The 23,010-nt window shown below is 62.7% G+C and carries 19 protein-coding genes and 2 pseudogenes; 12 read left to right on the top strand and 9 right to left on the bottom strand.

The features are described from left to right. Nucleotides 1-33 precede the first annotated feature (33 nt). Nucleotides 34-1,809, bottom strand: coding sequence for a bifunctional diguanylate cyclase/phosphodiesterase (locus KJQ96_RS27760; protein ID WP_213289559.1), 1,776 nt, complete (start codon nt 1,807-1,809; stop codon nt 34-36). Between the two features lie 162 nt (nt 1,810-1,971). Continuing rightward, the gene (locus KJQ96_RS27755; RefSeq protein ID WP_213289558.1) at nt 1,972-2,934 is read right to left on the bottom strand and encodes a sensor histidine kinase; all 963 of its coding nucleotides are present in this window, start codon (nt 2,932-2,934) and stop codon (nt 1,972-1,974) included. A gap of 193 nt (nt 2,935-3,127) precedes the next feature. On the opposite strand from KJQ96_RS27755, the gene KJQ96_RS27750 reads away from it, so the two are divergent. After that, on the top strand, nt 3,128-3,964 hold the full coding sequence (locus KJQ96_RS27750; RefSeq protein WP_213289557.1) for an SDR family NAD(P)-dependent oxidoreductase: 837 nt from the start codon (nt 3,128-3,130) through the stop codon (nt 3,962-3,964). 138 nt (nt 3,965-4,102) lie between these two features. Next, nucleotides 4,103-4,600, top strand: coding sequence for a cupin domain-containing protein (locus KJQ96_RS27745; protein WP_213289556.1), 498 nt, complete (start codon nt 4,103-4,105; stop codon nt 4,598-4,600). An 84-nt stretch (nt 4,601-4,684) separates the two neighbouring features. Here KJQ96_RS27745 and KJQ96_RS27740 read toward each other — a convergent pair whose 3' ends face one another. Together KJQ96_RS27740 and KJQ96_RS27735 are read right to left on the bottom strand one after the other, a co-directional pair. Next, a complete protein-coding gene (locus KJQ96_RS27740) occupies nt 4,685-6,061 on the bottom strand; it encodes a cytochrome P450 (protein WP_213289555.1) in 1,377 nt (458 codons plus the stop codon). A 204-nt stretch (nt 6,062-6,265) separates the two neighbouring features. Beyond that, complete coding sequence (locus KJQ96_RS27735) at nt 6,266-7,507, bottom strand: LLM class flavin-dependent oxidoreductase (RefSeq protein WP_213289554.1); 1,242 nt, start codon at nt 7,505-7,507, stop codon at nt 6,266-6,268. Nucleotides 7,508-7,796: 289 nt separating this feature from the next. Between KJQ96_RS27735 and KJQ96_RS41455 the strand changes: the two genes are divergently transcribed. Both KJQ96_RS41455 and KJQ96_RS27730 read left to right on the top strand, forming a co-directional pair. Further along, nucleotides 7,797-7,922, top strand: coding sequence for a hypothetical protein (locus KJQ96_RS41455; RefSeq protein WP_256441671.1), 126 nt, complete (start codon nt 7,797-7,799; stop codon nt 7,920-7,922). Nucleotides 7,923-8,048: 126 nt separating this feature from the next. Beyond that, complete coding sequence (locus KJQ96_RS27730) at nt 8,049-9,260, top strand: PHB depolymerase family esterase (protein ID WP_213289553.1); 1,212 nt, start codon at nt 8,049-8,051, stop codon at nt 9,258-9,260. 34 nt (nt 9,261-9,294) lie between these two features. Here KJQ96_RS27730 and KJQ96_RS27725 read toward each other — a convergent pair whose 3' ends face one another. Further along, nucleotides 9,295-9,963, bottom strand: coding sequence for an MBL fold metallo-hydrolase (locus KJQ96_RS27725; protein ID WP_213289552.1), 669 nt, complete (start codon nt 9,961-9,963; stop codon nt 9,295-9,297). Nucleotides 9,964-10,124: 161 nt separating this feature from the next. On the opposite strand from KJQ96_RS27725, the gene KJQ96_RS27720 reads away from it, so the two are divergent. Further along, entirely contained in the window at nt 10,125-10,940 is an 816-nt protein-coding gene (locus tag KJQ96_RS27720) for an RMD1 family protein (RefSeq protein ID WP_213289609.1), read from the top strand. Nucleotides 10,941-11,127: 187 nt separating this feature from the next. Beyond that, on the top strand, nt 11,128-11,613 hold the full coding sequence (locus KJQ96_RS27715) for an MmcB family DNA repair protein (protein WP_213289551.1): 486 nt from the start codon (nt 11,128-11,130) through the stop codon (nt 11,611-11,613). A gap of 23 nt (nt 11,614-11,636) precedes the next feature. Here KJQ96_RS27715 and KJQ96_RS27710 read toward each other — a convergent pair whose 3' ends face one another. After that, the gene (locus tag KJQ96_RS27710) at nt 11,637-13,358 is read right to left on the bottom strand and encodes a SulP family inorganic anion transporter (protein ID WP_213289550.1); all 1,722 of its coding nucleotides are present in this window, start codon (nt 13,356-13,358) and stop codon (nt 11,637-11,639) included. A 158-nt stretch (nt 13,359-13,516) separates the two neighbouring features. Here KJQ96_RS27710 and KJQ96_RS27705 point away from each other — a divergent pair. Further along, nucleotides 13,517-13,633: pseudogene (locus tag KJQ96_RS27705) on the top strand (hypothetical protein); the annotation flags it as partial. Nucleotides 13,634-13,660: 27 nt separating this feature from the next. On the opposite strand, the gene KJQ96_RS27700 reads toward KJQ96_RS27705, so the two are convergent. Together KJQ96_RS27700 and KJQ96_RS27695 are read right to left on the bottom strand one after the other, a co-directional pair. Continuing rightward, entirely contained in the window at nt 13,661-14,215 is a 555-nt protein-coding gene (locus tag KJQ96_RS27700; RefSeq protein WP_028347745.1) for an ActR/PrrA/RegA family redox response regulator transcription factor, read from the bottom strand. Between the two features lie 116 nt (nt 14,216-14,331). Continuing rightward, nucleotides 14,332-15,657: an ActS/PrrB/RegB family redox-sensitive histidine kinase gene (locus KJQ96_RS27695; RefSeq protein ID WP_213289549.1), complete on the bottom strand. Its 1,326-nt coding sequence runs from the start codon at nt 15,655-15,657 to the stop codon at nt 14,332-14,334. A gap of 128 nt (nt 15,658-15,785) precedes the next feature. Here KJQ96_RS27695 and KJQ96_RS27690 point away from each other — a divergent pair, with 128 nt between their 5' ends. From KJQ96_RS27690 to KJQ96_RS27675, 4 genes and pseudogenes are all read left to right on the top strand, one after another. After that, nucleotides 15,786-16,580, top strand: coding sequence for an ABC transporter ATP-binding protein (locus KJQ96_RS27690; protein ID WP_213289608.1), 795 nt, complete (start codon nt 15,786-15,788; stop codon nt 16,578-16,580). After that, on the top strand, nt 16,577-17,395 hold the full coding sequence (locus tag KJQ96_RS27685; protein ID WP_213289548.1) for an ABC transporter permease: 819 nt from the start codon (nt 16,577-16,579) through the stop codon (nt 17,393-17,395). The genes KJQ96_RS27690 and KJQ96_RS27685 overlap by 4 nt, the downstream gene beginning before the upstream one ends. Nucleotides 17,396-17,523: 128 nt before the next feature. Continuing rightward, nucleotides 17,524-18,873 carry a polyhydroxyalkanoate depolymerase gene (locus KJQ96_RS27680; protein WP_213289547.1) on the top strand — a complete coding sequence of 450 codons (1,350 nt, stop codon included), beginning with the start codon at nt 17,524-17,526 and terminating at the stop codon, nt 18,871-18,873. A 196-nt stretch (nt 18,874-19,069) separates the two neighbouring features. Beyond that, nucleotides 19,070-19,920: pseudogene (locus KJQ96_RS27675) on the top strand (M48 family metallopeptidase). Nucleotides 19,921-20,135: 215 nt separating this feature from the next. Here the strand turns inward: KJQ96_RS27675 and KJQ96_RS27670 are convergent. Beyond that, nucleotides 20,136-22,352: a transglycosylase domain-containing protein gene (locus tag KJQ96_RS27670; RefSeq protein ID WP_213289545.1), complete on the bottom strand. Its 2,217-nt coding sequence runs from the start codon at nt 22,350-22,352 to the stop codon at nt 20,136-20,138. Between the two features lie 144 nt (nt 22,353-22,496). Between KJQ96_RS27670 and KJQ96_RS27665 the strand changes: the two genes are divergently transcribed. Beyond that, entirely contained in the window at nt 22,497-22,922 is a 426-nt protein-coding gene (locus KJQ96_RS27665) for a DUF1330 domain-containing protein (protein WP_213289544.1), read from the top strand. Nucleotides 22,923-23,010: the final 88 nt, after the last annotated feature.

Genomic DNA, 23,010 nt, shown 5'->3' with positions numbered 1-23,010 from the left:
TAATCGAGCGTCCTTCGGGCGCAATCGCGCGCTCTAACGGCGATAGCCGCCGGCGCGCGAATAGGCGGAACGGTTTTCCTGTGCCGGCCGGCTGGCTTGGCTGGCGCGCGCCTCGCTGGCGCGCGGGGTCGTCAGCTTGAGGTCTTCCAGGAAGATCGGCTTTGAGAAGTAGTAACCCTGGGCGTAGCGAATCTTGGTCGCTGCCTGCAGATAGGCCAGTTCCTCGAAAGTTTCGATGCCTTCGGCGATCACGGTCATGCCGAGCGCTTCGCTCAGGGATTCGATTGCCCGCAAGATGCCCTGGCTGCGCGGACGCTTATGGATATCAGTGATGAAGGAGCGGTCGATCTTGATCTCGTCGGCTGTAATGTCGGCCAGCGCCGACAGCGACGAATAGCCGATGCCGAAATCGTCGATCGAGATCTTGACGCCGAGCTTGCGTAAGATCGGCAGGATTTCGTCCTGGAAATGCGTCTTGGTCACGAAGGCGTCTTCCGTCACCTCGATCATGAAGCGCTTCGGAAATCCGGTGGCTTCGATCGCCTGGGCGAACGGGCGCATGAATTCGAGATTGCCGGCCTGTTTGGCCGCGACGTTCATGCTGATCGTGGTGTCGGGGCCGAAGTTTTCATTGATCAGGTCGATCGATTTGACGATCTCGGCCAGCACCAGGTGAGTCAATTCGTCGATCAGGCCGAGTTCGGTGGCAAGATTGATGAAGGTGCTGGGGGCTTGAATCACCCCCTCGTCGTCGCGCAGTCGCACCAGCGCCTCGACGCCCATGAGCTCCTGGGTCCGGATATCGACCTTGGGCTGGAACGCGCAGCAGAAGCGTTTTTCCAGGATCGCCACCCGCAGCGCCTGCTCGACCTTCATCCGCGCCAGGGCTTCGCGTTCCATGCTGGCGTCGAAGAACGCGGCGGCGCCTTTGCTGCCGTTCTTGACGCGGTACATCGCGATATCGGCGTTTTGACGCAACTCCTCATAGCTGCGCCCGTGCTCGGGGTAGAGGCTGACGCCGATCGAGGTCGAGGCGAAGATTTCAGACTGGTCGATGAAGAACGGCGCCTTCAGCCGCTGCAGGATGAAGCGGATGAATTCAGCAACCTCGCTCTCGCTCTGGACCGGGTTGAGCAGCAGCACGAACTCGTCGCCGCTGATCCGCGACAGAATGTCGGAGTCGCGCAAATCAAGTCCCACCCGCTTGGCGATCTCCGCCAACAGCGCGTCGCCGACCGAATGTCCGTAGTAGTCGTTAATGTGCTTGAAATTATCGACGTCGAGAAAGGCCAACGCGAAAAGGCCCTGTCCGTTGTCGTACTTCAAGAGACTGTTGACGCGATGTTCGATCACGCGCCGCGTCGGCAGCCCGGTCAACTCGTCGTAATAGGCGGAGCGGAACAGATGTTCCTCGAACGCCTTCTGTTCGGAGATGTCGGTCGAGCTCGAGATCAGCAGATTGCGGTCGGCGATCCGAACCGGCCGGTGGGAGGTCAGGAATACCTGCTTGGCTTGGCCAGCAGCAATGGATTCTTCCAGCACCGCCGGGCGGCCGGAACGCAGCAATTCGAGGCAGGTTTCGCGACGATCGTTCAGGTGCGAGGCGTCCGGCGCGGCAGTGGCCATCTGCAGCGCGGCTGCCGCGGCGTCGTTCACCAGCACGAACTCGCCGTTCTCGTCCTGAACCGTCACGCCGGTCGGAAGCAGCCTGAAGATATCCTTTAGGATATTCAGTTCGGATTCGAATGCGCTTTCGTTGACGGCCTGCGTAGCCGCCGCCTGAAAGTCGTTCTTGTAGGGACTATGCATGCCGCGGAGCTTGGCAAAGTCGGTTGTAGTATTGGTTAAGCGGACTTCCGAAAGACCGCAACAACCGTAGGAGTTGGCGATTTCGAGCCGCCCCGAGCTCGATCGTCATTAACAGAGTGTCAACGCGATGCGAGAGAGTTCGCGAGTGCCGGCGGCAATCGCCTAGCTCGCCGGGATCTTGCACTGCATCGCGCAATGCACGCCGGTTTTCAGGAAGCTGATCTCGGTCTTGCCGTCGAACGAGCGCAGTGCCGATTGCAACAGCTTGGTGCCGAAGCCCGGCGGGCCGACACCTTCGATCACGGGGCCTTCGGTTTCATCCCAGGTGAGATTGAGCCGATCGTCCGACACCGACCACGACACCTGCAGCAGCCCGCGGGCCGAAGAAAACGCGCCGTACTTGCCTGCATTGGTGGCCAGCTCGTGGAAGATCAGCGCCAGGCTGACCGCCAGTTTGGCCGGCAGAAACAGCGCATCGCCGTTCAAATTGAACCGGACATGGCCGTAGGGCCCGAGCTCGGAACGCAGCATATCCTTGATGTCGCAGCCGCTGCCGTCCAGCCGCGCGATCAAATCGTCGGTCGCTGACAACGCGCGGAGGCGGCGATCGATGCTGCCCCAGATCTGCGGCTGGTCCTGCAGGACCTGGTGCAGCACTGCGTGGATCGTCGACGTCTTGTTCTTGAGCCGATGCTGCAACTCCTCGACCAGGAGCTTGCGATACTCCTCTTCCTGGACCAGGCGTTTGGAATCTTCCCGTTGTTGCGCGACGATCCTCCGGTAGTGGTCGACGCCCCAAATAGCGAAGCCGCAAACTACCCAGAACATCACTAGCAGCGCAAACCGAGCGGAATCGGCCGTGGCACTGCTGAAATTGACGAGCACGCCGAGCGCGCCTCCCGCGATTGCCGTCGCGATCCCGATCCGGGCGCCGCCGACGGCGGCGGCCAGGAACACGGCTGGAAAATAAGGCGTGAAGAATACGTCCGGACGAAGCTGGGCAATGCCCCACCGGGCGATCGTCGACAAGGCGAGACAGCCGGCCGCGAACACCGTGCTGGAAAGCAGGGAGGGCTGGGAGATTCCCTGCCAGCCGTGCCTGAGCTCGTCGATCAATTTCTTCATCGCGGTTGTCACTTCACGTGATCAGCGCATCCAAAATATGGCCGATCATACCGAAAATCGGGGATTTCGTAGCGACCAATGCAGCGAGCCAGCCGACCACCGGAGATCGCGATGGTAACAAGCCTGCTTGCCTTGTCCGCGAGAGGCGGGAATATTGGCGTCAACGTCAACGAATTTCGACGGGGGTAACAACATGGGACGGCTGGACGGCAAAGTCGCAGTGATCACCGGCGCGACCAGCGGAATCGGGTTGCACACCGCGGAGCTATTCGTCGCCGAGGGCGCAAAAATCGTCGTCGCCGGACGCCGCGCGCCGGAGGGCGAGGCGCTGGCCAAGAAGCTCGGTGCCAACTGCATCTTCCGCCAGACCGACGTCACGGTGGAAGAGCAGATGAGTGCGCTGATCGGGCTTGCGGTGGAGAATTTCGGCCGCATCGATTGCCTGTTCAACAATGCCGGCGGCCCGGCGCAGACCGGCGGCATCGAAGGCCTCGAGGTTGAACGGTTTGATGCCGCGATGGCGACGCTGGTGCGCAGCGTGATGCTCGGCATGAAGCATGCGGCGCCGCATATGCGCAGGCAAGGCTCCGGCAGCATCATCAACAACGGCAGCATTGCCGGCCGCCTCGCCGGCTTTTCGTCGTCGATGGTCTATAGCGCGGCGAAGGCGGCCGTCATTCATCTTACCAAATGCGTGGCGATGGAGCTCGGCGAAGCCAACATCCGCGTCAATTCGATTTCGCCCGGCGCGATCGCGACCGGCATTTTCGGTAAAGCGCTCGGCCTGTCGGTGGAAGCCGCCGAAAAGACCTCGGCCGTGATGCGCGAGGTCTACAAGGCCGCGCAGCCGATTCCGCGCGCCGGTCTACCCGAGGATATCGCGCACGCCGCGGTGTTTCTGGCCAGCGACGAATCCTCCTTCATCAACGGCCACGATCTGGTGGTCGACGGTGCCATGACCGGCGGCCGCAACTGGAGCCAGCAGCAGCAGGGTTATGTCGCGCTGAGGAAGGCCTTCGATCAGGGTTAGGGGTAACGGGGCTGTCATTCCGGGGACGGTCCGAAGGGCCGGACTATGATGCGCAATTGCGCATCTGAGGTCTGGTGCTAGCGCACCATCCCGGAATGACGGATGCAGAAGCTTCGCTCTTGGGAGGGTTAGAAATAAATGTCCGCAACATTCCGGCTGTCACAACCAGCCAACTCTCGCCCGTTCTATCTCGCCATCATTGCCGGTCTTGCCTGTGCCTTCGTCATCGGCAAGACGCTGCCGTCGACCATGGACGCGGTGTCAGCGATCATCGAGCCGCTCTGCGCCAACAGCGTGACCGGTTCGACGCAGGATGTCGTCGAGCCGATCAGCTCGCATGCACTGCCGAACGTGCCGGGCAAGCGCGTCACCATCGTGCGGGTATTCTACGGCCCGGGCGGCTTTACGCCTGCGCACCAGCATGCCGGCTCCGTCACCGCCTATGTCACCAAGGGCGAGATCCGCTCGCAGCTTGCCGGCGGCCCGATCGAGACGTTTGGGGTAGGTCAGTCGTTCTTCGAGCCGCCGGGCTCAACCCATCTGGTTTCGGCCAATGCCAGCACTACGGAGCCGGCGGAATTGATCGCGGTGTTCGTGGCCGACGAAGGCGCGCAACTCACGACGCTGGTGAAGTAGCCAAATTGTAGGGTGGGCAAAGCGAAGCGTGCCCACCCTCACGGGCACAGTGCTTGATGGTGGGCAGGCTGCGCTTTGCCCACCCTACACCGGTTTCACCACTACCCGTAGCCCGTCCCGCGGCTTCGGGATCGGCCACATCTGCCAGTCCGCCTTGTAGCCGGGCTCCAGCGACACTTCGAGATTCTGCAGGAAATGCCGCGCAAAGGTCTTCGCCTGCATGTAGGCGAAGTGCAGGCCGAGGCACATATGCGCGCCGCCGCCGAACGGCACCCAGGCGAAGCGGTGGCGGGTGCGCTGCGCCTCGTCGGAGAAACGCATCGGATCGAACTTGTTCGGCTCGGACCAGATCTCCGGCATATGGTGCGTGAACAGCGGGTTGACACCGACCAGCGTGCCGGCGGGAATGTCGTATCCCTTAAACGAAAGGCCGCGCACCGCGCGGCGCGGCATCGACGGCACCGGCGGCTTCAGCCGCAGCGCCTCCTTGAACGCCATTTCCGACAGCGGCATCTTTTCGAGATTGTCGATGCTGGAGGGATCGTTGGCCTCGATGCCGAGGCCTTTGACTTCCTCGCGCAACTGCTGCTGCCATTCGGGATGGGCGGCAAGCTCGCCGACAAAGGAGGTCAGCGACGATGTCAGCGTGTCATGCGCCGCCATCATCAGAAAACTCATGTGGTCGATGATGTCCTGGGTCGACAGCAGCGCGCCGTTCTCGTGCGTCGCCTGGCATAGCTGCGAGAACAGGTCATCGCCGCCGCCCCGCGCGCGGCGGATCGGAATTTGCTCGGAGAAGTAGGCAACGATCCGCTTGCGGCCGGCAACGCCGCGGCCCATCTGCGTGAACGGCAGCGGCCGCCGGATCGGCGCCACGGCTGCGGCCACCATGTCGATGAAGGCGCGGGTGATCTCGTCGACCTCAGGCCCGATATCGGCGCCGAGGAACGAAGTCGCCGCCAGATCGAGCGTGAGCTGCTTCATCGCCGGATACACCAGCATCTCGCCCGGCTGCGCCTTCCACTGCTTGACCCGCGCGGCAATGCCGCGGTCGAGATCGACGAGGTAGGACTTCATCGGTCCCGACTTGAACGCGACCGACAGCGCGCGGCGGTGCAGGCGGTGCTCTTCAAAATCCAGCAACATCAGCCCGCGCGGAAACAACAGGCCGAGGATCGGCCCCCAGCCGTGGGTGGAGGAGAACAGACGCGCCTGGTCGAACAGCACGAGCTCGTTGGCCTCGGGCCCGAGCATCGTCACGCTGGTCTCGCCGAACAGATGGGTGCGGTAGATCAGGCCGTATTTGGCGGCCGACTTCTCAATCTGTCCCTTGGGGTCGGCCAGCACCGCCAGCGTGTTGCCGATGAACGGCCAACCCTCGTTACCGGGAATGTGCCGCAACGCCTTGGGGTTCGGCGGCACCGGAATATTGACGGGGGAAGCCACACTCTGCATCGACATGGCAATTGCTCCGGTTGAGCCTCGGATTGCGAGTATTATCGCCCGAGTCAGCGGCTTTGTCGCGGCCTGAATTACGGGAAGTAGGCGCCCCCGCCAGGCAAAATGCCGCCAGCCCCGTCATTGCGAGGAGCCAACGGGTCACGCAAATGCATGAAAGGCTCCGCAATGACGGAGGAGGGATCTCGTCGATCCTGACGAGAGCCGTTACGCCTTGCGCTTCGCCGCCTCCTTCTGCAGGTCGGGCGCATTCACGGCGGGAATCGCGACCCGGCCTGGGCCGGTGTGCTGCAAGGCGGCGGCGGCCTTTTCATTTTCCATGATCTTGGCCATCACGGCCTGGCCCGCGCGCTCGAACACCGCGCGGTTCTCGACCAGGAATTTTTGCGATTCGCGCAGTTTTGCGACATAGCCGTTGATCTCCGGAATCACGTAGCGCGCGACCATGTCCCAGCTACGCCTTGTGTTTTCCGGATTGGCCCAGTCGTGCACGAAGCCGATGATGGCGCCGACGCCACCCGAGACCTGCATCAAATTCTTGATGGTTTGGACCAGATCATCCGGCGTGCCGATGGTGGAGGCGGCATTTTCGCCGCCGGCGGTTTTCTCGATCGCGTCCTCCGGCGAGGTGAACGGCTCCAGTCCCGGCCGCTGCAGCGTGCGGACATTATATTCGTTGTGCCAGCGCATCAGGCCGGGGCCGGCCTCGCGCTGCGCCTGTTCGCGCGTCTCGGCGATGTGCCAGCTTAGCAGCACGCGCCAGTCGGAACGGCTCACGGTGGTGCCGGCCTTCTTGGCGGCATCCTCGGCAAAGCCCCATTGCGTCGGCAGCGCCATCAGGCCCTGCGTCGACATCGAGCCGAGCGAGATGATGCCGATGCCGTATTTGCCGGCAACCGTCATGCCCGACGGTGAAATCTGCGACGCCACCACGAAAGGCATCTCTTCCTGCAGCGGCAGCAATTGCAGCGCGGCATCCTGCATAGTGAACCAGTCGCTTCTGGCGGTGACGCGCTCGCCCCTGAACAGCCGGCGGATGATCGCGATCGCCTCGTCCTGGCGGTCGCGCTGCGTCATCGGATCGATGCCGAGCGTGTGCGCGTCGGAGGCCAGCGCGCCCGGACCGGAGCCGAAAATGGCGCGGCCGCCGGTCATCCAGTCGAGCTGCACCATGCGCTGCGCGACATTGTAAGGGTGGTGATAGGGCAGCGAGATCACGCCGGTGCCGAGCTTGATGCGCTTGGTGCGCTCGCCGGCGGCGGCCAGAAACATTTCCGGCGAGGCGATCATTTCCCAGCCCGAGGAATGGTGCTCGCCGCACCAGAATTCGTCGAAGCCGAGCGTGTCGATCTGTTCGACAAAGTCGAGGTCGCGGCGGAATTGCAGCAACGGATGCTCGCCAATCGGATGATGCGGGGCGAGAAAGGCTCCAAATTTCAGGCGTGCCATGGGTGGTTCTCTCCGGATCTATTGTTCTTTGGAATTGCTTGGCATGAAACCTACGGGGTGGACCGGAGCAAGGCAATCCTCGGAGCCGGGCAGCCGGCGCATGGTTGTCGCGCGTAGTTGGCTGACTTGCCGCCGCCCGGAATTACGCGGGTCTTGATCGTCTCGGTGAGAAATTTTTCGAGATCGCGCGTGATGCCGACGCGTACTTTCAGGAGCTAATTCCAGGCGCCGGTGATGTAGTGGACTCCAGCACGTCGGGCACGCCTTCACCCTTTTCAGGTCGCCTCTATTGTTCTTCGCGATCGCACCAGCCCAGTCGGCGCGGCCGGCGCTGGTCGTCGCGTGCGCGCTGTTTGCGTTGTCGATCATCGCCTGCGCCGCATTCCTGTCATGGATGCGTCGGATCACGGGATGACAAATTAACGTCAGTTGCCAAAATTTGATTGTGGGCAATGACAGTGCACGTTCTTTTTAGTTTGCAGTGCAGCAACTATCTGTTCTGGGTAGCGTTCATAGGAACGACTCGCCCCAGGAGCTGCAATTGTCTCTCGCCAAGAACGTCGAATTCCTGCGCCATTTGCCGAAGCTGAACGGCTTCAATGGCTTGGGAATCTATGGCCGAAGCACGTTGCCCGGGGCCGGCAGTCCGCTCGTCGAAATCAGCGGATTTGGTACCAATCCAGGCGCGCTCAAAATGTTCGCGTTCGTGCCGGAGCAATTGCTGCCCGCACGCGCCCTTGTCGTCGTGCTGCATGGCTGCGGCCAGACCGCAGCCGGGTACGATTTCGGCACCGGATGGTCGACGCTCGCCAAACGCTACGGGTTCGCGTTGCTGATGCCCGAGCAGCAGGCGTCGAACAACGCCAACACCTGCTTCAACTGGTTTAATCCGGGCGACATCGCGCGCGGCCGCGGCGAGGCCGCTTCGATCCGGCAGATGGTCGCGCGGATGGTTGCCGATCACAAACTCGATTCGCGCCGCATCTTCATCACCGGGCTTTCCGCCGGCGGCGCGATGACCTCGGTGATGCTGGCGACCTATCCGGACGTGTTTGCAGGCGGCGCCATCATCGCCGGCCTGCCCTACGGTATCGCCAGCAATGTCCGCGAAGCGCTTGGCGGCATGATGCAGTCGACATCGCGCCCCGCCGGCAAGCTGGGCGACCTCGTGCGCAAGGCCTCCAAGCACAGGGGACCATGGCCGAAAGTATCGGTGTGGCACGGCAGCGCCGATCGCACCGTCAACCCGGCCAACGCCAATGAGATCGTCAAGCAGTGGCTCGACGTCCACGGCCTGCCGGCGGCGCCGATGTCGATGGGAGACGTCGACGGCCATCCGCGCGAGGTCTGGTGGAATGAAGACGGCGAGACCGTCGTGGAGTCCTATACCATCACCGATATGGCCCACGGTACGCCGCTGGGGCTTGCCGGCAACGACGAGCCCTACGGCGCGGAAGGCGCGTTCCTGATCGAGGCGGGAATCTCCTCGTCGTATCACATAGCCAATTTTTTTGGCCTGACCGAGCGCGTCAGTCCGGCCAGCGAAGCGGCCAGGCCGGCGCAGGCGCCAAAGATCGTTCCGTCGGCTGCCACGGAATCCCTGCAGTCGTCCGATATCGCCGCGAGACTCTGGTCCAGGACCCACAAGCCGGTCCGCGAACACAAGCCGGCGCCGCGCGAACCGAAGCGCCGCGGCATCGATGTCGGCAGCGTCATCGCCCGCGCGCTGACGGCCGCAGGCTTGATGAAGTAGCCGGACATCACAGCGTCAGCCGGACAATTTCAGCTCACATCTCGTCGGTGAGGAACGGATTGGTCAGCCGCTCCTGACCGAGGCTGGAGCCGGCGCCATGGCCGCAGATGAAGCCGACGTCGTCGCCGAGCGGCAACAGCTTTTCCTTGATCGAATTGATCAGCGTAGCGTGGCTGCCGCCAGGCAGGTCGGTGCGCCCGACCGAGCCGTTGAATAGCACGTCGCCGACATGGGCGAAGCGCAATTCCTTGTTGAAGAACACGACGCTGCCGGGTGAGTGGCCGGGGCAGTGCAGGATGTCGAAGGTGAGTTCGCCGATCGAGACAGAATCGCCTTCGTCGAGCCAGCGGTCGGGCCCGAAATTGCGCACCCCGGTGATGCCGAAGCGCTCGCCGCTCGAGACGACGTTGTCGAGCAGGAATTTATCGGCGATATGCGGACCCTCGATCTTGACCTGCAGCGCGTCACGCAAATCGGCGGCGCCGCCGACATGATCGATATGGCCGTGCGTCAGCCAGATCTTCTCGACCGTGACGCCGGTCTGCTTGATCGCCTCCAGAATTTTGGGAACGTCCCCGCCGGGATCGATCACCACGGCCTTCTTGGAAGGCTCGTGCCAGATGATGGTGCAGTTCTGCTCGAACAGCGTCACCGGCACGATCATCGCGCCGGCCTTCGCCTGGGTGTCGGTTTCATCATCCATCGCAGGCACCATATTCTACCTTGAAAAGGGGTCAACACGGACGGGAACCGGTATGGGGTCCGTTTCAGTCCGTGGTAGGGTTTGCACGGAAGGAATATTTAGTGACGAAAGACGGAAATCGCATCGGCGCCGATCGTGATTTCGGCCGGGATGCGCAGGTCATAAACCAAGCCTCCAAATCGCCGCTCGGCGGGGCCCGAACGACGGCGCGGGCATTTTTTGTCAGCGATCGCCTCAATACGTCGGGGCTCGAGCGCGGCGACGTGCTGGCAACGACGCCACTGGCATTTCGCGTCAATGAAAACGGTGTCGCGGTCCTGTTTCGCTATGGCGTGGTGGTCCTGGTCGGGCTGAATGCGCTGGAAGAGGAGGAATTTCTCCGCGGCCTGGATCACCGCATGACCGGGAAGTTTGCGCGGCGCGACGAGGAAATCGCAATCATAGAGCTGGCCGCGGAAAAGGAGGACCAGATTCCACCGGGCGGGCCGATCTGCTTGCAAAGCCTTTCGCCCGAGCGGCTGATCCTGATCGGCGAGGCGCTGGCGAAGAGCGTTGTTCTGGCTCGGCATGAACGCGAGGTTGCCAGCGTATTTGACACGACCGAACCGTTCGCGCGGGAACTGGCGCTGAGCGGGCGCATGCGCGGCAGCCGTCGCTCGATCCTGAAAAATATCGGCAGCGCGCTTCTGGTGCGGCATCGGGTGTCTGGGCCGGTCGAGGTGGCAGAGAAACCCGACGTGCTCTGGGATAAGCCGCATTTGGAGCGGCTGTATGCCCGGCTGGAGGACGAGTACGAGCTCAATGAGCGTGCGGAATCGCTGAACCACAAGCTCGCCGTGATTGCCGAGAGCGCGCAGGTGTTGACCGATATCATCGACACGCGTCGCTCGCTTCGGCTCGAAGTGATTATCGTGCTCCTGATCCTGTTCGAAGTTCTGGTGACGATCTACCAGCTCGCGATGGGCCGGCACCCCTGAACTTGTCGTCCCGGCCAAGCGAGCCAACGGGTCGCGCGAACGCGCGCCCAGCGACGAGCGCAAGGGCGCTCGCGGAGTGATGACAGGCTCCGCGAACGCTGAGCCGGGGCCCGAGGGACAAATTTGCGGGCGACTCGGCGAGGAACCGCCTGTTGGACTGCCCGGAATCGGCTAAGGTTCGAGCATCATGGAATCACCCGCCCGCCACATCAGCCTCGTGCCTCCGCCCGACCGTCGTCAGTCGGAGGCGGCACTGGCGATCGCGCGCGGCACCGCGCGGCTGCTACGGTCGTTGGGCTTTTCCTGCGTCAGCGAATTGCCGCTACCGTCGGGCCGGCGTGCCGACCTGGTGGCGCTGAACGAGAAGGGCGAGATCTGGATCGTCGAGATCAAGTCGTCGGTGGAAGATCTGCGCGCCGACCAGAAATGGCAGGATTACCGGATGCATTGCGACCGGCTGTTCTTCGCCTTCACGCAGGATCTGCCGTGCGAGATCTTCCCGCAAGACACCGGCCTGATCATCGCCGACGCCTATGGCGCTTATCTGCATTGCGAAGCGCCCGAGCATCGCCTGCCGGCCGCGACGCGGAAATCGATGACGCTGCGTTTTGCCATGGCCGCAGCCCAGCGCATCAGCCGTCTGGTCGATCCGCAAGGGCATGGGGAGTTCTAGTTCGGGATGAGAGCCAGTCCATCCTAACGTTTGGCTCGGTCTTCCCAGTCCTCCCACTCAACGTCATGGGCTTCCAGGTAGCCGGAAACGGCCGCGCCGACGGTTGGGAAAAAGCAATTCTCGCCAAGCTGCGCCAATAAGCCGAATTTCTTCAGCCTGTCCTTTACGGGATCCTTGAGTTCGGCAAAACAAAGCTCGATACCCTGAGCGTGCAACGTCTCGTCCAATACGGCGAGCGTATCGCCGGCGGTGACGTCAACGCCGGTGACCGGCTCCGCCGCAACGACCAGCCAACGGACGGGCGTCGGGGATTTCGCAACCGCGTCCAGAGCGCGCTCCTTGAAAAATTCAGCGTTGGCGAAGAACAGAGGCGCATCCCATCGGAACAGAACCAGCCCGGGGATCTGGCGTGCATCCGTATATCTCGTGATGTCGTGATAACCTTTGACGCCGTCGGCGCGCCCCAATACGGCGGAGTGCGGGCGCCAAGCGTCCCATAGAAATTCGGCAATGGCGATAGCGATTGCCAGACCTATTCCCGGAATCACTCCGAGCGCGACAACGCCGGCAAAGCAGATGATCGATAGCCAGAACTCCCACGGCTGAATGCGGAAGATCCGTTTGAGATCGGTGACCTCAATCAAGCTGATCGCAGCGGCGATGACGACAGCGGCCAACGCAGCGTTAGGCAAATACTGAAGGAGGTTGGGTGCCGCCAGCAGAAGGAACGCGATGGCAAGCGCACCAACGATGCAGGTCAGTTGAGTGCGGGCGCCGGCGGCTTCCGCAACAGGCGTACGCGAACTGCTGCTGCTGATCGGAAAACCTTGAAAAAGACCGGTTGCCAGATTGGCGGCGCCGAGCGCCACCATCTCCTGGTTGGGATCGACATGAACGCCCAGTCGTGCGGCATAGGCCCGCGAAAGCACGCTGGTATCTGCAAAAGATACCATGGCGATCGCGCAACCGCCGATCAGCACCGGGACTATATCGGCGGGGCCGATCCAGGGAACGGCGAAACCCGGCAGACCCTGTGCAAGGGGACCCAGAACAGCCACGTTGTAACGCGTCGTAAGTTCCAGCGCAGCGACAGCGGCGGTTGCCGCGACGACTGCAATCAGAATGCCCGGCAGCCGCTTGTATTTCTGGAGCAGCAGAATAACCGTCAACGTGCCGAGCCCGATCCCGAAGGCCACCCAGTTGGTCTTTCCTTCAAGGAAGGCACCGGCGATCGCCCACAAGCTCCGCAAAGATCCTTCGCTCTCGATCGAGAGGCCGAACAGCTTTGGTAGCTGGCTGATCAATGCGGTCAATGCAATTCCGTTCATGTAGCCGTAGCGTATCGGTTTGGAGAGCAGCTCGGTCACAAAGCCCAGGCGCGCGATGCCTGCCAGCATGAGTACCGCCCCGGAAACGATTGCCATCATGCCGGCCAAGGCTGCCGCACGGACCGGATCCCCGCCAGACAACGGAACGACAACGCCAAGGATGATAGCTACAAGAGCTGAGTCCGGTCCCAGCACGAGGATGCGGCTTGGGCCGAACAATGCGTAGGCAAAGAGTGGAATGATGGTCGCGTACAGACCGTAGATGCCGGGCAAGCCAGACGCCTCCGCGTAGGCAATGCCAACCGGGACCAGCATGGCCGACAGCGCAAGCCCGGCGAGGATATCGTGCCTGAGCCACCCCGCTTCATATCGAAGGAGGGTGTCAAGACCTGGCAGCCAGCGCATCCAATGCTTCATTGCCGGTCACTCCCAGGTCCGGCCGGGCTCATTAGTTCAGGGTCGTACGTCGTTGCGACCGGTCTTTGCCCATGCGTACCCCGCCGTACGAGATTTCCCTCTGGATGCCGATGACTATAGCCGATACCTGTCGCGCGCATCTGTAGGCGCCCCAGCATCGCCTGCCTGCGGAAACGCGCAGATCAATGACGGTACGCTTTGTTATGGCGGCTACGCAGCGGATCAACCAATTGATTGATCCGCAGGGGCAGCGAGATTTGGCGAAGGTGCTGTAGGGTGGGCACCCTACGTCTCTACAAGAATCACCGCGGCGCGCGCTTCGCGAGAATCCGCTGCAGGGTGCGGCGGTGCATGTTCAGGCGCCGCGCGGTTTCGGAGACGTTGCGGTTGCACATTTCATAGATGCGCTGGATGTGTTCCCAGCGCACGCGATCCGCCGACATCGGATTGGACGGCAGCTCGGATTTCTCGGTGCCGCTGGCCAGCAGCGCCGCAACCACGTCGTCGGCGTCAGCAGGTTTCGAGAGGTAGTCCACCGCGCCCATCTTCACCGCCGTGACGGCGGTTGCGATGTTGCCGTAGCCGGTCAGCACAATGGTGCGCGCGTCGGGGCGCTTGCGCTTGAGCGCCGACACCACATCGAGCCCGTTGCCGTCGCCGAGCCGCAGGTCCACGACCGCAAAGGCCGGTGCTGACTTGTTGATCTGCGCCAGCCCGTCGGACACGGTGTCACAGGATGTCACCGCGAAACCGCGGGTTTCCATCGCTCGCGACAGGCGCTCCAGAAACGGCTTGTCGTCCTCGACGATCAGCAGCGAGCGGTCGGCGAGATCGTTCAGTTCGGCGATGTCGTTCAAGGCAAGGTATCCCGGTTGCGGATGCGGAGCACTTATAGACCATATGGCGCGGTAATTTTGCACTGCCAAGGGCCCCAGCGTCGAGCAGCCCCGGTTTCCTCAATCCTTAACGCCTTTTAATCCACTGGCCCCGCAGCATTTTCCTCGGCTTCGAAGCGGACGCGCGGCCACGCGATCCGCACCACGGCACCGTGATCGGGAAAGGTCCGGTTGGAGAACGAGACCTTTGCGCCGGTGCGTTCCAGGAGCGTTCGGGCGATAAACACACCAAGGCCGAGGCCGGCGCGTTCGCGGTGGGTTTCATCGGCGCTGCGACGCCTTGATAAATAGGGCTCGCCGATCCGTTTCAGCATGTCGGGCGCGATGCCGGGGCCGTCATCGGAGATGACGATTTCGACCGTATCCGCGTTCCACCAGGCGTTAACCTCTACCGTTGTCCGCGCGAAATCGACGGCGTTCTCCAGGATGTTGCCGACACCATACAGAATCGCCGGGTTCCGGGCGCCGACAGGCTCGCGGGTGGCTGCGACAGCAAGCCGCACCCTGATCGTGACGCCAAAATCACGGTGCGGCGCCACCACTTCCTCGATCAGCGTAGACAGCGGCATAAGATCGAATGGCGCCCCGGACGAGGAAAGCTGGGTGATCTTGGCGAGGATGTCGCGGCAGCGCTGCGCCTGCTCGCGCAGGGTCTTCAGATCGGAGGCCAATTGATCGTTGTCCTCGACGGTCTTTTCCAGCTCCCGCGAAATCAGGAAGATCGTCGACAGCGGCGTGCCGAGTTCATGCGCGGCAGCGGCAGCCAGCCCGTCAAGCTGGGTCAGATGCTGCTCGCGCGTCAGCACCAGCTCGGTTGCGGCCAGCGCGTCGGAAAGTTTGCGCGCCTCCTCCGTCGCCTGGAACGCGTAGAGACTGGTAACGCCGATCGCGAGCACGATCGAGAGCCAGACGCCGAACAGATAGATCGGCGGCAGCACCAGCGGGTCTTCGCTGTCCCAGGGGAGCGGCAGATGGAAGAACACCAGCACCGAGGAGCAGGCGACCGCCAACAGCCCGAGGCCAACCGTCATCCGGATCGGCAGCACCGTTGCCGAGATCAGGACGGGGCCGAGGAACAGAAATGAAAACGGATTCTGCAAACCCCCGGTCAGGAACAACAGCGCGGCCAGTTCGACGATGTTGAGCGCGAGCAGCGCCGCCGCATAGACCGGTTCCAGCCGTTGCATCGGGTTGAAGGCAACCTGCAGCGCAAGATTGAGCAGCGCCGAGATGCCGACGACGGCCACGCAGGCAACAACGGGAAGGTCGAACTCCAGCCCATGCGCCACGATGAAGATCGCGGTGAGCTGGCCGAGCGCCGCCAGCCAGCGCAGCCGGAGGATCGTGTCGAGACGGACATAGCGATGCGGATGGCGGAAATCGGAGGCTGCGACGTCGGACATTGCCGGAGTTTAACGGTCGCAGCGCACGATCACAAATTTGCTGGATTTCGCGGGGTGCAGGCCCGCCCGCCGCCCAGGAGTGCAAAGCCTTGCGCTATCAGTCGCAATGGCTCAATGAACGGGCCGTAATGGCCGATAGCGGGACAGTACCAGCGCAATCGCCCGCGGCCGGGTCGCAAGGTCCCGCCGCGATCGAGGTTGCGCATCTGATAAAGCTCTACAAGACCACCCGCGCGGTTGACGATATCTCGTTCCGGATCGCGCGCGGCAGCGTCACCGGGCTGCTCGGCGGCAATGGCGCCGGCAAGACCACGACCATTGCCATGATCATGGGACTGGTGCTGCCGACCTCGGGTCGCGTCCAGGTGCTGGGACATGCGATGCCGGAGCAGAGCGCCGAGGTGCTCGGGCGGATGAATTTCGAGAGCCCGTATGTCGATATGCCGATGCGGCTCACGGTGCGGCAGAACCTTACCATTTTCGGGCGGCTCTATGCGGTGGAGAATCTCGCCGAGCGCATCGCGCAGCTCGCCTCCGACCTCGACCTGAAAGATTTTCTCGATCGCGCCAATGGCAAGCTATCGGCCGGACAGAAGACCCGCGTCGCGCTGGCGAAGGCGCTGATCAACCAGCCGGAGCTGCTGTTGCTCGACGAGCCGACGGCCTCGCTCGATCCAGATACCGCAGACTGGGTGCGGCAGCATTTGCAGACCTATCGCAGGACCCATGACGCCACCATCCTGCTGGCCTCGCACAACATGCTGGAAGTGGAGCGGCTGTGCGATCGCGTCATAATCATGAAGCGCGGCCGTATCGAGGATGATGACAGCCCCGACCAGATCATGGCGCGCTACAACCGCACCACGCTGGAAGACGTGTTCCTCGACGTCGCGCGCGGCCGGGTGGCGGAGACCGCGCCATGAGCGCTACCGCCACCCATCACGGGATTTCCGCGCACCGCATCCAGGCGATGGTGCTGCGCTACTGGTACCTTCTGATGTCGTCGTGGCCGCGGCTATTGGAGCTGATCTACTGGCCGGCGCTGCAGATCATCACTTGGGGATTTCTGCAAAACTACATCGCGCAGAACGACAATTTCTTCGCGCGCGCCGGCGGCACGCTGATCGGCGCGGTGATCCTGTGGGACATCCTGTTCCGCGGTCAGCTTGGCTTTTCGATCTCGTTTCTCGAGGAGATGTGGGCGCGCAACCTCGGCAACCTCATGATGAGCCCGCTGAAGCCGATCGAGTTCCTGATCTCGCTAATGATCATGAGCCTGATCCGGCTCGCGATCGGCGTGATTCCGATGACGCTGCTGGCGCTGTTCTTCTTCGATTTCAATTTCTTCGCGATCGGCCTGCCGCTGATCGCGTTCTTCTGCAATCTGATCTTCACGAGCTGGTCGCTCGGGATCTTTGTTTCTGGCTTGGTGCTGCGCAACGGGCTTGGCGCCGAGAGCATCGTCTGGACGGTGATGTTCGGCCTGATGCCGCTCGCCTGCGTCTACTATCCGGTCGCGGTGCTGCCCGCTTGGCTGCAATGGATTGCGTGGATGCTGCCGCCGACCTATGTGTTCGAAGGCATGCGCGCGCTCCTGATCGATCACGTATTCAGGAGTGACCTGATGATCTGGTCGCTGGCCATCAACGCGGTGCTCTTTACCGCCTCCTTTGCGATCTTCCTTGCCCTTTTGCGCAGTGCCAAACATCACGGATCTTTGCTCGGGGGTGGCGAATAAGTCACAGATTCCCGTGGTTTCCCGGGGTGTTTAGGCTCTTTAGCGCGTGGATAGGCCCGAGCGGTGCATTGACGCAATATTTCGCATTCTGCACTATGCTGCGGCGCAAACAGAAGGTCAGAAATAAAATGCCGATTGGTGAGTTTGGCGGCGCACCGCCGCTGGTGGCCGAAGGCAGTCCGGCGCTCACGACGCCTATGTATTGGATGTACGAAATGGGCCACGCGTCGCTCAATCCGGCACGGGCCGTGACCGACGCCGCCAAGATCCTGTTTCAAAACCCGCTTAATCCGTGGTCGCACACGCAATTCGGCAAATCGATCGCGGCGGCCTGCGAGTTATTCGAGCGCACCACGCGCCGCTACGGCAAGCCCGAATGGGGGCTCGACTTCACCGAGGTTAACGGCATCCAGACGCCCGTCGAGGTCCGCTCGATCTGGGAAAAGCCGTTCTGTCGTTTGCTGCACTTCGATCGCAAGCTGACCCGGCCGCTGCGCGCGCCCCATCCGCGGGTCTTGATCGTGGCGCCGATGTCCGGCCACTACGCGACGCTGCTGCGCGGCACTGTCGAGGCGTTCCTGCCGACTCATGAAGTCTACATCACCGACTGGTCCGACGCCCGCATGGTTCCCCTCACCGAGGGCCGCTTCGATCTCGATGACTACGTCGATTACGTCATCGAGATGCTGCATGTGCTCGGCGGCAACATGCACGTGATCGCGGTGTGTCAGCCTTCGGTGCCCGTCGTGGCGGCGGTCTCCGTGATGGAAGCCACGCGCGATCCGTTCGTGCCGCTGTCGATGACCTTGATGGGCGGCCCCATCGATACCCGCCGCAATCCGACCTCGGTGAACAACCTCGCGGCCGAGCGCGGCATCGACTGGTTCCGTAACCATGTCATCACCAAAGTGCCGTTCCCGCATCCCGGCGTGATGCGCGACGTCTATCCGGGCTTTTTGCAGCTCTCGGGCTTCATCAGCATGAACCTCGACCGCCACACCGACGCGCACAAGGCGCTGTTCAACAATCTGGTGAAGGGCGACGGCGACATGGTCGACAAGCACCGCGAGTTCTATGACGAGTACCTCGCGGTGATGGATCTGACGGCGGAGTATTACCTGCAGACGGTCGATCTCGTGTTCGTCAAGCACGCGTTGCCCAAGGGCGAGATGACTCACCGTGGCAAGCCGGTCGATCCGTCAAAGATCCGGCGCGTGGCGCTGATGACGGTGGAAGGCGAGAACGACGACATCTCCGGGCTCGGCCAGACCGAAGCGACGCACGCTTTGTGCCCCCATATTCCCGATCATCGCCGCGTGCATTATGTGCAAAAGGGCGTCGGACATTACGGCGTGTTCAACGGATCGCGATTCCGTTCCGAAATCGTGCCGCGCATCTCCGATTTCATGATGTCGGCGATGAATACCAATGAGTCAGCGGCTAAGATCAAGCCAACATTGGTCCGTGCGGCCGAATAGTGCGCCGGCGGCACCGATTCGGGGTCGCTGATAAGTTACTGAGGAGATTCAAACAATCGGAATTCCGGTCGAATCAAGGGGTGAGTTCAGACTCACTGCTTGAGGCGGCCTTTGACGTCCGGTTTCAGCGGAAATTTTGAGTTCCAGGCCCATTAGCTAGGGGTGGTTCGTCGCCCAACCCCTGTATATTGGGCAAATGATTTGTTTTTGCGCCGAGCAATTTAGATGCGATTTCCCTGGCGGCGGATATGGCAGAATCCGGGCGAACTCCTACTCCCCGGACTCCAAGAAATGGCTACTCGCGCCCTCCTTTATCGGCGGCCCGCCGAACCCGCGACTCTTTTGGTCAAACACTGCTCGCAAGTCTTTGCGATCAGGCTGCGCCGACATCGGCGGGCGCGGCGTTACACCTTACGCATTCATCCAACCGATCGCGAAGCCATCCTGACGATGCCGCCGCGCGGTACGCTCGCGGAAGCCAAGGACTTTGCGCAGCTTCACGGCGGCTGGATCGCCGCTCGTCTCGGCCGTTTGCCGAAGGCTGCGCCCTTTCAACCCGGCACGATCGTACCGTTGCGCGGCGTGCCGCATCGCCTGGTGCATCGCGCCGGCGAACGCGGCACGGTGTGGACCGAAACCCGCGACAGCGGCGAGAAGATTTTATGCGTGGCCGGCGGCTACGATCACATGGACCGGCGCGTCCACGACTTCCTCAAGCGCGAAGCGCGCAAGGATCTGCACAAGGCATCGCTCGCCTATGCGGCGGAACTTGGCGTCCGGGTCAGGCGCGTGTCGATCCGCGACCAGTCGAGCCGCTGGGGTTCGTGCACCTCGGCCGGGTCGTTGTCGTATTCCTGGCGATTGATCCTCGCGCCGCCCTATGTCCTCGACTATCTCGCCGCCCATGAGGTCGCGCATCTCGTCGAGATGAACCATTCAGCCAGGTTCTGGAGGGTTGTCGACCGCATCTGCGTTCATGTCGAACGCGCCAAGCGCTGGCTCGACACCCACGGCAACGATTTGCATCGTTATGGGGTCGAGGATTAGGTTTTCCCGTCGCCCCTGCGAACGCATTGCGTTCGCGGGGGACGACAAGTTGAGAGGTTCTCGCCTCTATCCCGCCATCCCTGCGAACGCAGGGACCCAAACCACCAGCCTACATTGTTGAAACGCAGCCGTCGCCCCGAGCACCCTTTACGCGGGCCGCGGCGTATGGATCCCTGCGTTCGCAGGGACGATGGCGGTGGCTTCATCTGCGGCGACTACCGTCCAAACAGCCGGTCCACCAGCCAGCCATCCAATCCCGCCGCAGCTTCAGGGCGCGCATTTGGATTGGGTGGCGGTGCGGAGGTTCGTGCCGGCGCAGGCCGATATCCGCCGCCTGATGGGACCGGCGCCGACGGCGGCGGTTGTGCACTGACCTGCGATGCGGTCTGGAACATGTTCGACAAAAATCCGCCGCGCTGCGCGTTCGGCAGGCTCGCCACCGGCACGCCCTGATGCGCCGTGCGCATGAAGCGGGTCCATACTTCCACCGGCAGGCCGCCGCCGGTCGCCTTCTTGGTCGGCGAGTTGTCGTCATTGCCGAGCCAGACGCCGGTGACGAGGTTGGCCGTGTAGCCGATGAACCACGCGTCACGGAAATCCTGGCTGGTGCCGGTCTTGCCGGCGGCCATCCAGCCCGGAATCTCTGCTTTCCGCGCGGTGCCCGAGAGCAACGTCTCCTGCATCATCGTGTTCATCATCGCGACATGGCGCGGTTCGATCACCTGGCCGAGCGAATCGGCCGTGCGCCTGTACAGCACCTTGCCTTCGTTGGTGCGAATCTTCGTCACCACATGCGGGGAGACGCCGAGCCCGCCATTGGCAAACGGCGCATAGGCGCCCACCAGCTCAACGACCGAGACTTCCGAGGTGCCGAGTGCAATCGAGGGATTGGCCTCGAGTTTTGATGAAATCCCGAGCCGGTGTGCGGTCCGCACCACGTTTTTCGGCCCCACTTCCAGGCCGAGCCGCACCGCGACCGTGTTGAGCGACATTGCTAGCGCCTGGGTCAGCGTCACCGAGCCGAAATATTCATGCGTATAGTTCTCCGGCCGCCAGCCTTTCAGGTCGAGCGGCGCGTCCTGTCGGATCGTTTCCGGCGAAAGCCCGCCCTCGATCGCCGTCAGGTAGATGAACGGCTTGAACGCCGAGCCGGGCTGGCGTTTGGCGGTGACTGCGCGGTTATACTGGCTCTCGGCGTAGTTCCGACCCCCCACCATGGCGCGCACTGCGCCATCGGGCGTCATCGCCACCAGCGCGCCTTGCGTGACATGGAACTTCACGCTCTTGGCCGCCAGCTCGTCGATGATCGCGGCTTCCGCCACGCTCTGCAGCTTCGGATCGATCGTGGTCTCGACCACGATGCTCTGGTCGATCTGGCCGACGAGATCGTCGAGCACTTCGCCGATCCAGTCGGCGACGTAGTTGATGGTGCCGGCGCCGGCCGGCTTCACGTTGTAGGAGGGATGGCCGATCGAGGCCTTGGCCTGGGCGTCGCTGATGAACTTGGCGTCCGCCATCGCCGCGAGCACGATTCCGGCACGCGCTTCCGCGCCTTCGGGGTTGCGGTTCGGCGCCAGCCGCGACGGCGACTTGACGAGGCCGGCCAGCATCGCGGCCTCCGCGACCGTGACGTTCTTCGCCGACTTGCCGAAATAACGCTGCGCCGCCGCCTCGACGCCATAGGCGCCGGAGCCGAAATAGACGCGGTTCAGGTAAAGCTCGAGAATTTGGTTCTTGGAATGCTTGCGTTCCAGCCAGAGCGCGAGCTCCACTTCCTGCAGCTTGCGCGCGATTGTCCGTTCCTGGGTCAGGAACAGATTCTTCGCGAGCTGCTGCGTCAGCGTCGAGCCGCCCTGCGAAACGCCGCGATGCAGGATGTTGGCGACGGCCGCGCGTGCAATGCCGATCGGATCGATGCCGTAATGCGAATAGAAGCGGCGGTCCTCGATCGCGATGAACGCCTTCGGTAGATAGGGCGGCAGATCCTTCAACGCGACATTGGCGCCCGGCGCTTCGCCGCGCGAGGCCAGCACGCTGCCGTCGATGCCGACAATCTGGATGGTCGGCGGGCGCTTTGGAATTTCCAGCGACTGGATTGCCGGCAGATGCGCGCCGACCCAGACCACGACGCCGATGATCGCGATCGCCGCCCACAGGCCAAGCACCGCGGCCCAATAAACGAGGCGGCCAAACCTGAAGCGGCGTTTCGAGCGCCGCTTCGCGCCGCTTTTTGCGCCACGGGGCTTGCGCTCGCGCGGCGGCTCGTCCTCGTCGTCTTCGTGCTTGCGCTTCGGCACTGGCTTTTTCGATTTGTCGTCGTCGGTGGCAGCCGGAATGCGATCCTCGGGCGAGAGACGCAGCTCCGCGAGCGCCGCCGGAAGCCCAAACAACGGCTCCTTGCGTCCGCCGCTCTTTTTCCGTCTCCACGCCATGCCAAACGCCGTTCACACCCGCCCAGCAGCACGCTAACGGTCGCTGTTTAAGGGTCGGTTACCGAAAGGTTAATGCGGGATTAGGAGGTGCGGCGGGGCCGTATTAGGGTTGGCGCAAACGAGCGTTCTTAAGGAGAAGACGGCATGGGTTACATCGATCCGACCAAGGAAGTGTTCGCGCAATTCAGGGCCAATGACCGGCCGGGTCCGATCCACATGCTCAACCTGGTCCGGCTGCGCGCCGAGGCCGCCTATCCCGACGGCCGCAAGGCGACCGGCGCGGAAGCCTATGCCGCCTATGGGCGCGAAAGCGGGCCGGTGTTCGAACGGCTCGGCGGACGGATCGTGTGGCAGGGCAGGTTCGAGCTGATGCTGATCGGGCCGCAAGATGAGCGCTGGGACCATTGCTTCATCGCCGAATACCCGAGCGTCGCAGCGTTTGTGGAAATGATCCGCGATCCCGTCTATCGCGAGGCGGTGAAGCACCGCCAGGCCGCGGTCGAGGATTCCCGCCTCATCCGCCATGCCGTGCTGCCGGCCGGCAAGACGTTCGGGGAAATCCCGAAGTAAGTGGCGATTCGTAGGATGGGTGGAGCGAAGCGATACCCATTAATACCGGTAACGCAGATTCTTGCGATGATGGGTTTCGCTGCGCTCT

The sequence above is a fragment of the Bradyrhizobium sp. sGM-13 genome (assembly GCF_018398875.1).
Lineage (GTDB): Bacteria > Pseudomonadota > Alphaproteobacteria > Rhizobiales > Xanthobacteraceae > Bradyrhizobium.
This window is presented reverse-complemented; position numbering and strand designations above follow the sequence as displayed.